The organism is Leptolyngbya sp. Heron Island J (genome assembly GCF_000482245.1).
Taxonomy (GTDB): domain Bacteria; phylum Cyanobacteriota; class Cyanobacteriia; order Phormidesmidales; family Phormidesmidaceae; genus Leptothoe.
Genome location: NZ_AWNH01000085.1, coordinates 22,868 through 33,742, shown reverse-complemented (window position 1 = coordinate 33,742; position 10,875 = coordinate 22,868). Strand labels below are relative to the sequence as shown.

General features: G+C 50.6%; 8 protein-coding genes. All 8 read left to right on the top strand.

Annotated elements, in window-relative coordinates; translation table 11 throughout:
• The first annotated feature begins 8 nt into the window (after positions 1-8).
• The 8 genes from N836_RS63295 (at position 9) to N836_RS63260 (ending at position 10,869) form a co-directional block, all read left to right on the top strand.
• Complete coding sequence (locus tag N836_RS63295; RefSeq protein WP_031293756.1) at positions 9-1,379, top strand: UDP-glucose dehydrogenase family protein; 1,371 nt, start codon at positions 9-11, stop codon at positions 1,377-1,379.
• A 30-nt stretch (positions 1,380-1,409) separates the two neighbouring features.
• Positions 1,410-2,636, top strand: coding sequence for a glycosyltransferase family protein (locus tag N836_RS63290; protein WP_023075174.1), 1,227 nt, complete (start codon positions 1,410-1,412; stop codon positions 2,634-2,636).
• Positions 2,624-3,910: a glycosyltransferase gene (locus N836_RS63285; protein ID WP_023075173.1), complete on the top strand. Its 1,287-nt coding sequence runs from the start codon at positions 2,624-2,626 to the stop codon at positions 3,908-3,910. Before N836_RS63290 ends, N836_RS63285 begins: the two co-directional genes overlap by 13 nt.
• A 54-nt stretch (positions 3,911-3,964) precedes the next feature.
• Complete coding sequence (locus tag N836_RS63280; RefSeq protein WP_031293755.1) at positions 3,965-5,125, top strand: glycosyltransferase family protein; 1,161 nt, start codon at positions 3,965-3,967, stop codon at positions 5,123-5,125.
• Positions 5,126-5,177: 52 nt separating this feature from the next.
• A complete protein-coding gene (locus N836_RS63275; RefSeq protein ID WP_023075171.1) occupies positions 5,178-6,368 on the top strand; it encodes a glycosyltransferase in 1,191 nt (396 codons plus the stop codon).
• Positions 6,369-6,384: 16 nt separating this feature from the next.
• Entirely contained in the window at positions 6,385-7,461 is a 1,077-nt protein-coding gene (locus N836_RS63270; protein WP_031293754.1) for a glycosyltransferase family 2 protein, read from the top strand.
• Positions 7,462-7,940: 479 nt separating this feature from the next.
• Positions 7,941-9,791 carry an ABC transporter ATP-binding protein gene (locus N836_RS63265; protein WP_023075169.1) on the top strand — a complete coding sequence of 617 codons (1,851 nt, stop codon included), beginning with the start codon at positions 7,941-7,943 and terminating at the stop codon, positions 9,789-9,791.
• Complete coding sequence (locus tag N836_RS63260) at positions 9,784-10,869, top strand: histidine phosphatase family protein (protein WP_023075168.1); 1,086 nt, start codon at positions 9,784-9,786, stop codon at positions 10,867-10,869. The genes N836_RS63265 and N836_RS63260 overlap by 8 nt, the downstream gene beginning before the upstream one ends.
• Positions 10,870-10,875 lie beyond the last annotated feature (6 nt).

Below are 10,875 nucleotides of genomic sequence, written 5' to 3'. Positions count from 1 at the left end.
ATAAAGTTATGCGTGTATCTGTCATTGGCACCGGCTATGTTGGCCTTGTTACTGGAGCCTGTTTGGCACACATTGGTCATGATGTGATCTGTGTGGACAACAATGTTGAAAAAGTTGCGGCCTTGCAGGCAGGTCAGCCGCCAATTTATGAACCAGGTCTGGCGGATATTCTAGGGTCAGAGCAGCTATCGTTTACTACTGATTTAGCCGCAGGGGTAGACCATGGGGAGATCATCTTTATTGCTGTGGGTACGCCGCCGCTGCCCAGTGGTGAAAGTGATACTCGCTACGTAGAAGCTGTGGCCCGTGGCATTGGTCAGCACATGGGCGAGCCCTACAAGGTAATTGTCAATAAATCTACAGTGCCAGTGGGGTCCGGTGACTGGGTGCGCCGTTTAATTTTGGATGAGCTGGCCTGTCGTCAGGTGCAAACGTCGTTTGATGTGGTCAGCAACCCGGAGTTTTTACGGGAGGGGTCCGCTGTTTATGACAGCTTGAATCCAGATCGGATTGTTTTAGGCGGTCGTTCACCTAAGGCAATTGAGCGGATGCGTCAGCTGTATGCGCCCATTATTAACCGTCAGTTTGCGATGGATTCCACACTGCCTCAGGTGCCAGTAGTTGTGACTGATTTGGCCTCTGCCGAAATGATTAAATATGCGGCCAATGCTTTCTTGGCGACTAAAATCAGTTTTATTAACGAAATTGCTAATATTTGCGATCGCATCGGAGCCGATGTTACCCAGGTAGCCAAGGGCATTGGTTTAGATAGCCGCATTGGCGAGAAATTTTTGCAAGCGGGGATTGGTTGGGGCGGCTCCTGTTTTCCAAAGGATGTCTCAGCCCTGATGCACATTGCCCAAGATTACGGCGTAGAAACAGCGCTATTAGAGGCCACCATTGCCACCAATCAGCGCCAACGGCTACAGGTGGTGTATCAGTTACAAAAAACCTTAAAAATTCTCAAGGGTAAAACCATTGGTCTGTTGGGGTTAACGTTTAAGCCAAATACCGACGACCTGCGGGATGCCCCGGCCCTCGATATCATTGCCGAACTGCAGCGATTGGGAGCTAAGGTCAAGGCCTATGACCCCATCATTACCGAGGTCTCAGCCCCAGTTACCCTGGTGGATACCCCAACAACATTGGCCTATGACTGCGATGCCCTGGTGTTGGTGACCGACTGGGCTGAATTTAAAGACCTGGACTACACCGACTTAGCCCGCTCTATGACCCATCCCATCCTGATTGATGGTCGTAACTTTCTCAATCCTCAGCGCCTGCAGCAGGCCGGTTTTTACTATCAGGCCATTGGTCGCCCGAGCGTCGGTCAGCTGCTGTGGCCCACTGTCAAACGTTTTCCTGCCCTGGCTGCCTAGGGGATGTGGAAATCCTAAGGAGATCCTGACATGAAATTAATGGTCTATTCCCACGACGCCTTTGGTCTGGGCAACATTAGACGCATGCTGACCATCTGTGAGTATTTACTTCGCACACTGCCTGATGTTTCCATACTGGTGGTTTCAGGTTCCCCTGCCCTGCATACCCTCAGACTGCCTGAGGGGTTGGACTACATAAAGCTACCCTGTCTGGGGCGCGATGCTAAAGGGCAGCTGGAGGCGAAATACCTGAAGAAAATGCCAGATACCTTGGTGCGGTTGCGATCTCATCTCATTCTCACCGCCGCCGTCCACTTCCAGCCAGATGTGTTGCTGGTGGACAAAAAACCCCAAGGTCTCCGTAATGAACTCAAAGAAACCCTGGCCTATCTGAGTCTGTATGGCCCCAATACCAAACGAGTTCTGTTACTTAGAGATATTCTCGATACCCCCACCGCTACTATTCAACAGTGGCAGAAAAACAACTACTACCACATTACCCAAAAACATTATGACCAGGTGTGGGTGGTGGGGACCCCCGAGATTTTTAACCTGCCGGATGAGTATAATTTTTCACTGCCGTTGCGGCGAAAAGTCAGATTCTGTGGCTACCTGAGTCGCAACAGTGGTCGCACCCCCCGGAATGTACTACGGCAACAGTTAGGGATACATCCGGATGAATCCCTGGTGGTGGTCACCCCCGGCGGTGGCGGTGATGGTTATCAACTGATCCAGACCTATCTAGAGAGTATCCGCCAGCGCACTTTAGCGGCGCAGCCCGTCCCCAAAACAGTCATTATCTCAGGGCCAGAGATGCCTGCTGACCAGCGGCAACAGCTCCAAACCCAAGCAGTTGCCTATCCTAACATTCAACTTCTAGAATTTAGCGATGACTTGATCAGCTACCTCAATGCCGCCGATGCTGTTGTTGCCATGGCCGGCTATAACACCACCTGTGAGATTCTCTCCTTGCGTAAACCCGCTGTGGTTGTGCCCCGGACTCAACCAGTCAAAGAACAGTGGATACGAGCCAAACGCTTTGCCGATCAGGGGCTGCTTTACACCATCCATCCCCAACAACTCACCCCTCAACAGTTATTCCAAGCTTTAGATCAGGCGCTGACTACCAAGCCTCCTGCCATCAACAGTTTTCGTCTTGATGGCTTACCTCGCATCGCCCAGCTCATGCATGACTTTATGCCCAATGCTGGCTACACATCTAATCGTGATTTAGCGGAACTACCATGCGCCCTCTAATTGGCTTCTTGTTAAAAACCTATCCCAAGCTGTCAGAGACTTTTATTCTTAATGAGATTTTAGAACTGGAAAGACAGGGGCTTAATTTACACCTGTTTTCCTTAAGACGTCCGCCGGAACAGCCGACCCATCCTGGCGTAGCCCAGGTAAAAGCCCCAGTTACCTATCTTCCCTCGCTGCTGCCGGAGTTTAACCCAGTCCAGGAAAAACAACTAATTGATGCCCAACTGGATCTGTTCCATCGAGACAGTAGCACCTATCTGAAGACTCTGCAATTCTACTTGAGCCGCCACGAGGAACGACGACTCCACGAGTTTTTACAAGGATGTTATCTAGCCTGGCAGTTGCAAAAGCTTGGTATTAATCATCTCCATGTCCATTTTGCCAATGTGCCCACTGCCACTGCTGAAATTGCCCACATGTTGACTGGTATACCCTATAGCATTACTGCCCATGCCAAGGATATTTATCTAAGCGATCGTGCCGCTTTAGACCGCCGCATGACTAAGGCAGAATTCATCCTGACCTGTACAGACTTTAATCGCCGCTATCTTGAAGAGATTTCCACCGCTAGCACGCCTATCTATCTAGCGTATCACGGGTTAGATATTAGTCGCTTTAGCCCTGCCCCTAGAACTCAACAATCAGAGATTCCTCTAATTCTTAGCGTCGGGCGTTTCTGTGAGAAAAAGGGATTTCCCTATCTGTTGCAGGCTTGTTATCTACTCAAACAGATGGATCTACCCTTTCGCTGTGCAATTGTTGGTTATGGTCCTCTAGAGGATGCCCTGGGACAACAGATTAGTGAGTTGGGCCTCAATGATCAAATTACCCTGGTGGGTAAGCTGACCCAAGATCAGCTGATTGAGTATTACCAACAGGCCGATCTCTTTGTCTTGCCCTGTTTAGTCACTGATGATGGTGACCGTGACGGTATTCCCAATGTGTTGCTGGAGGCCATGGCCATGGAAGTGCCCGTGGTATCTACCCAGATCTCTGGTATTGCCGAACTGGTGCAGTCGAACCATAACGGTATGCTTGTGCCTGAGAAGGATGCCCTGGCGCTGGCCCAGACACTGGAACCTCTGCTACGGCAACCAGAGCTAAGAACAACCTTAGGCAAAGCCGGACGTTGCACCGTGTTAGAGAAATTTGGCCTGACTCGTAATGTGGGCGCGGTCAAAGACTGGCTGCTGCAGGCTGTTAAATCACCCATGAGTCCCCAAACCCAGGCCAGTATGCTCAGCGATTTGCTAAAAATGGCAGCGTTTTAGGTGCAGCCTCCCAATCATCCCATGACATCCTATTCATCTTCGAGAGACTATCCTATGAAGACATTACTGTTTTACTGTCAGCACATCCTTGGTATTGGTCATCTGATCCGCAGTATGGCTATCGCCCGTGGTCTTACACAAGATTTTAAGGTCTACTTTGTTAATGGTGGGGAAGTGATTCAGGACTTTCCTATCCCTGAGGGGATTGAAGTGATTAATTTACCTGCCATTAAAACCGATGCCGATTTTCGGGAGCTACAGGTGCCTGACGGATTTGCCGATGTGGAAGCCACGCTGGCATATCGGCGGGATCGACTGTTGGAAATTTGCGATCGCATCCGTCCCGCCGTCGTCATGGTTGAGCTATTCCCCTTTGGTCGTCGCCGGTTTTCCACAGAACTGATTCCCCTACTGGAGCGAGCCAAGCAGTATGGAGCCAAAGTCACCTGCAGCCTACGTGACATTGTGGTCACCAAGCAAGACCAGACCCGGCACGAAGCCAAAGTTTGTAAACTGATGAATCGCTATTTTGACCAGCTCTTAATCCACGGCGATCCCCAGTTTCTACCACTGGAAAATAGTTTTTCTCGGGTAAACGATCTCACTGGTGACGTACACTACACTGGCTACGTCGTCCCCGATGTCCACCGCAGATTTGCTCCTAAAGCCGAAACCGATCCACCGATGATCTTAGTCAGTGTTGGCGGCGGGCGCTTTGGCCATGAACTACTCGACTGTGTTGCCGAAGCCAGCGAGCTTTTAGAAGGGATTCTGCCCCACCAAATTCAGATGTTTACGGGACCGTTTGCTCCCGATCGGGTGTATGAGAGTTTACAGCTGATGGCTAGCCATCGCTCAAATCTCACAGTACAGCGCTACACACCCGACCTATTGAGCTACATGGCCAAGGCTGATTTATCCATTAGCATGGCAGGTTACAACACGACACTCAATGTGTTGCAAACAGGGGTACGGGCCATGCAGCTACCCTTTACCGGTAATGACGACCAGGAACAGCGGCTCCGCTCTAATCGGTTAGCAGACTTCGGCATCATCACCGTAATTGATCCCACCGAACTCCAACCTACCACTTTAGCTAACAACATCATTGATGCCTTGACCCGTACTCCCCAGCAGATGCAGTTCAATCTGCGCGGTGTTGAAGCTACCGCTGCATGGGTTAAATCCCTTGTATACCAAACAGTTTTGGCTTAATTCAGCTCAACCACAAAATTCTGACAATTCTTTCCTCTTTCTTTTCAACCCCATGACACATTCCAAAGTCTGTATTACCACCCTCGAATTTCCCCCTGACGTTGGTGGCGTCGGTGAGTCCGTAGCCCGGATTGCCAATTTGCTAAAAGATATCGGCTATGAAGTGCATGTCGCTGTTTTTCATTCCAAACAGCGTAAAGCAGAAGGTTATTATCGCTCCGACTGCAGCACTACGGATCAAAACGGCATTCAGGTTCACCGTCTGACTCCGGCCAGTCGCTCCAACGCCCCAATTTTGCAAGACTATCGCAGCGAGATTTACTTTCAACTCAAACAGCTACACCGTCAGCACCAGTTTGATCTGTTCCATGCATTCTTTATTAACGAAACGGGTTTTATTACCACTCTGCTCGCCAAAGAAGAAAGCATTCCTGTGATCAACAGTGTCCGTGGTAGCGACTTGCATAAACACGTATTTAGCCCTAAACAACATGGCCAGATCGGTTGGATTTTAGAAAGCTCAGACTGGGTCACCTTTGTCAGTGGCGACTTACAACGTCGAGGTCAGGTGCTGGTGCCTGCCCTCAAAGAGAAATCTAGCGCCTTCTGGAATTCAATTCAGCCGGTGGATTTCTCAGACTTGCCAACACCGCCTTTGGCTGATCAACTTAAAGGTCTAGTGATTGGCTCCGTTGGTCGATTCCGTGACAAAAAAGGGCTGGAATATCTGTTGGCCGCCTGCGCTGAACTTAAACAGACGATCCCGCTAACTCTGTTGCTAGTGGGCGATTTTGCTGAACGCGAACGCCCCTACTGGGAAGCTGCTATTCGCGATCTCGCCATGGCAGATCATATCGTCCTCACCGGTATGGTTCCCCGCACTGAGGGCATGGCCTACCTGCACTATATGGACATTTACACCATTCCTTCCCTCCATGACGGTTGTCCCAATGCTCTCCTCGAAGCCATGTTGGCCAGCCGACCCATTATTGGCACCAGGGTTGACGCCATCGGCGAGATTTTGGCACATAACTACAATGGCTTAGTCGTTCCTCCAGGGTCTACCGCTGCACTAAAGGCCGCCATTCTTACCCTGGCACAATCCCCAGAACTTCGTCAGCGTCTGGGTCAAGCCGCTTTGTCCACTGTGCAACACCATCTCTCTCCCAGTATCGAGCAGAGAAATTGGGCCAGAGTCTATAACCAGGTGCTGACTCGTTCCCTGTCTGTCCTCGCATCTTAACTTTAGGAGATTTACTATGACTTCTATAATGAGTGCTGCATCCACATCACCACAGTCAACAACATTTCCAGACATCACTATTGTGGTGGTCCCCCGAGAGCGATTTAGCTACACTCAACCCTCCTTAGAGAGTATTTACCAATACACCACACTGCCCTTTAAACTCGTGTATGTGGATGGAGGCTCTCCTCAGCCGGTACAGTCCTATTTAAATCAGGCCGCTGCTGAGAAGGGCTTTAACCTACTACGGACTGAGCATTTTCTGGCCCCTAACCAGGCCCGTAATCTAGGATTAAGTCAGGTTACCACTGACTATGTCTTATTTATCGACAATGATGTCCATGTTTCCCACGGGTGGCTAGAGCATCTGTGGCAGTGTGCCCAAGAAACTGATGCAACCGTTATTTGCCCCCTGACCTGCATTGGTCAGCCTTTGCACCAAAAGGTACATTTAGCCGGCGGTGAAGCCAGAATCTTTACCGAACTGAAGGGTAACACAACCCGTCGTCGTGTCCATGAAAAGCATTACTTTGTAAATCGGGCAGTGGCCGACGTTCAAGATCAGCTGCAGCGTCGAGCCTGTGAATTTGCTGAGTTTCACTGCATGTTGATCAAGCGCTCTATTTTTGACCAGATTGGCACATTGGATGAGAAATTACTCAGTACCCGAGAGCACATTGATTTTTGTCTCACAGTAACCCAGGCCGGTGGCAGAATTTACTGTGAACCCGACTCCGTTGTCACTTATGTGCCGGATATTCTCTATCGCTGGTCGGATTTAGCCTTCTTTATGCTGCGCTGGAGCGATGAATGGGAGGTGAAGAGTCTGAAACAATTTCGCAAAAAGTGGAATTTGGACAAGGATAAATACTTTAAGAAGCGCTATAACCGTCTGGGCCACCGTCGTCACTATGCATTTTTGCGCCCATTGGTTCGCAAGCTCACCTTTGGTCAGCCTATTCCCTGGTTGGAAAAGATATTTATTCAACTAGAGCGGCAGTTAAATCGCTTGATTACTCAACGCTACCAGCGATTGTATGGCCAGGATGCACAGGTGCAGGGCAAACCGTTGATGAGTAAGGTACTCGGATAGGTGCGAGATCTCTTCTGAACCGATTGGGTACACCCGAGTAACGCCTGCCTTACCCCCTCTCGCTCCCCCTGATTAAGCTACGGTGTACACACAAGTCGAAGAATAACTCAAGATGTCAAGCCCACTCTGCGAGAAGAGCAAAGCTCTACATCCCCCAACCCCTTCTCCCCTGAGGGAGAAGGAGAGCTAGTCTCAAAGTCCTTCTCCCTCAGGGGAGAAGGATTTAGGATGAGGGCTAATGCAGAGCATAGAGCTGATTTCCAGTAGATCTCTTAGATGTGTGTACACGGTAGCCCTAACTAAAGGAGGAGGACTGCCGTTTTCCCTTGGTTAGGAGAGATTGAGGAGATAAGGCAAAGATCTTGAAGTTCAACATGAGATATGTGCACCTTCTGAACTGACTATTTTGGTTAGCATCTTCCATTATCCAAACATACAATCCTTTCATTACAGACGAGAAGAGTTATCCTAACCCACCTATGGCAAAGCCCAAAAACCTGAGGTCATCCCTCCCTGGCTTACAACGTATTGCCCAGCGCTTTTGGCCCCACATCCGCAAACAATCTCATTTGCTGATCGGTGCATTCTTTGCCCTACTGGCCGAAACAGCCCTAAGGCTGTTGGAGCCCTGGCCCCTAAAAATTATTTTTGACCGGGTGATCCTCCCCAGCGGTTTTAACGTTCATGGTCACAACATTGAAGCGCTAGCAGGGGTCTCACCCATCGTTGTATTGACTGGCTTAGCCGCGGCTCTCATTGCCATTTCCGCTGCACGGGGAGCAGCTGCCTACTTTAGTACCGTCGGCATGGCTGTTGCTGCCACCCACGTGATGACTGATATTCGCGGGCAGCTCTATAGCCATATCCAGGCGCTATCGCTATCGTTCCATAGCCGGGCCAAAAGCGGTGACCTGATTACCCGCGTCACCTATGATATTGAACGACTGCGGGAAGTGACTGTAGTGGCAGCCCTACCACTGGTCACTCACTTTTTAACTCTCATCGGTATGGTGGGTGTGATGTTTTGGTTGAACTGGGAATTGGCGCTGATTGCGATCGCAATCCTCCCCCTGTTTATCTTGACCACCACCACCATGTCAAAGAAAATCCACAAGGTGGCCCGCACCCAGCGTAAACGAGAAGGAGCTATGGCGGCTTCGGCGGCGGAAGCGATTGGCGCGATCAAAGTTGTTCAGGCTCTATCCTTGCAAGACTTTCTCGGACAGACCTTTGCCAAAAACAATCGTAAAAGCCTCAAAGAAAGTGCTGAAACCCAGCGGCTGCGGGCCGGTCAGGAGCGTCTAGTCGAAACGCTGGTGGCGATTGTGCAAGCCCTGGTGCTATGGCGCGGTGTCCAGTTGGTCCTGGCTGGCAATGCAACCCCAGGAGACCTGCTGGTATTTATCACCTATTTGAAGGTGGCCTTTAAACCCATCCGTCAGCTGGCCAAATATACCGGGCAAATTGCCAAAGCCGTTGCTTCCGGTGAACGGGTGATTGCCCTGCTTGAGACTGAACCGGAGGTACGTGACCTGAAGGGGGCCAAACCTGCCCCAGCATTTCGTGGTGACGTCCGCTGCAACAATGTTACCTTTGCCTATGACCCAGAACAGGGGATTTTACGGAATCTCACCTTTGCTGCTAAGCCCGGACAGCAGGTGGCCATTGTCGGCCCCTCTGGCGGTGGTAAATCCACCCTGATTAGTTTGTTATTGCGGTTTTATGACCCCATCGAAGGGGGCGTCCACATTGACGGCCATGACCTACGGGAATATACCTTAACTTCTCTACGTCAGCAAATCAGCATTGTATTACAAGACAGTGTGCTGTTTGCTGCCAGTGTGCGCGACAACATTGCCTATGGTGCCCTGGGGGCTAACAACATAACAGTCAGTGATGCCGAGATTAAAGCGGCGGCTCGTTTGGCTAACGCCCACGACTTTATTCTGGAGCTACCCCAAGGATATGACACAATTCTGGGAGAACGCGGTGCTACCCTGTCCGGCGGGCAGCGCCAGCGGATTGCGATCGCTAGAGCTGCCATTCGCCAAGCCCCTATCATTATTCTAGATGAGCCCACTAGCGGTCTTGATAGCACTAGCGAAGCGCTGGTGAGTGAAGCCCTGAATCGCCTCACCACCAACAAAACCAGCTTTTGGATTTCCCATAATCTCAGCACCGTTCAACACGCCGATCAGATTCTCTATATTGAACAGGGCTGCATTCTAGAACGGGGTACCCATGCCCAGCTGATGGCTTTGGAGGGCCGCTATGCCCAGATGTATCGCACCCAGTCCGGTAGTTATTCAGCTGAAACCAGCTATGCGTGATCGATTACCTAGTCGCATTATTTTGGTCCGCCACGGGCGCAGTTCCTTTAATGATCAGGGACGCTACCAGGGCAGTTCGGACGAGGCTATCCTCACCGCCAAGGGACTGGAGACCGCTCAGCAGGTGGGAGACTATCTCAGTAAAACAGCGATTGATGCGGTGTATACCAGTCCTTTATTGCGGGCAAAGCAAACCACCCAGGAGATTCTCAAGGCCATGACCGATCGACGGCTAAAGCCGATTACCGTGAGTCAGGAACTGCGAGAAATCGACCTGTCTGTGTGGGAGGGGCTGACCTATGAGTATGTGCGTCAGCAGCAGCAAGACAGCTATGCCTGCTGGCAACAACGCCCCCACAAGTTTAAGTTGCAAACAACAGATGGCGAGCATTTCCCCGTTAATGATCTTTATCAGCGAGCTCAGAAATTTTGGGCACAACAGCTACCCCACTACGCTGGCAAAACAGTACTGATCATTAGCCATGGTGGCACCAACCATGCATTGATTAGTACCGCGTTAGGGTTCTCTCCAAAACATCATCACAGCTTGCAACAGTCTAACTGTGGCGTTAGCGTTTTGGAATTTTCAGGCTACGGAGTACAGTTAGTTCAGCTGAATCAGACGACTGCAATTCGGGAAATCTTACCTAAGCTTAAGGCTGGCAAACAGGGGCTACGACTGTTGTTGCTGCCTGAGGAAAGTCTTACCTCGACTGACTGTAAACAATTGGCCCATCGTCTGTCCTCGATTGATTTAAATTTCGGTCTGGCGGCAGCGGCTGGGCAAAAATGGCTGTCTCCTCTGTTGCAGCAACATCCCCAGGCGACTCGGTTTGGTGCTGAAAATGCTGATTTCTTGCCAGACTGGCAACAGACTCTGGTGGCATCGCTGGACACTGAGCAGGGTTTAATGACTGGAGTTGCGATCGCGCCCACTACGGCCATTCAAACCCTGCTGATCCAAACCCTGGGCGGTCGCCCCTACGAAAGCACAAAAATCTCCTTAAAGCCCGGTCATCTTAGCGTGATCCACTATCCCAATAACCATCGCCCCGTCGTCCAGGCCATCAATATCTGACGATTA

Bases quoted from the DNA above. Each gene is read 5' to 3' on its own strand.
- N836_RS63285 (WP_023075173.1), top strand. From the start codon at position 2,624: ATGCGCCCTCTAATTGGCTTCTTGTTAAAAACCTATCCCAAGCTGTCA.
- N836_RS63280 (WP_031293755.1), top strand. From the start codon at position 3,965: ATGAAGACATTACTGTTTTACTGTCAGCACATCCTTGGTATTGGTCAT.
- N836_RS63265 (WP_023075169.1), top strand. From the start codon at position 7,941: ATGGCAAAGCCCAAAAACCTGAGGTCATCCCTCCCTGGCTTACAACGT.
- N836_RS63290 (WP_023075174.1), top strand. From the start codon at position 1,410: ATGAAATTAATGGTCTATTCCCACGACGCCTTTGGTCTGGGCAACATT.
- N836_RS63275 (WP_023075171.1), top strand. From the start codon at position 5,178: ATGACACATTCCAAAGTCTGTATTACCACCCTCGAATTTCCCCCTGAC.
- N836_RS63295 (WP_031293756.1), top strand. From the start codon at position 9: ATGCGTGTATCTGTCATTGGCACCGGCTATGTTGGCCTTGTTACTGGA.
- N836_RS63270 (WP_031293754.1), top strand. From the start codon at position 6,385: ATGACTTCTATAATGAGTGCTGCATCCACATCACCACAGTCAACAACA.
- N836_RS63260 (WP_023075168.1), top strand. From the start codon at position 9,784: ATGCGTGATCGATTACCTAGTCGCATTATTTTGGTCCGCCACGGGCGC.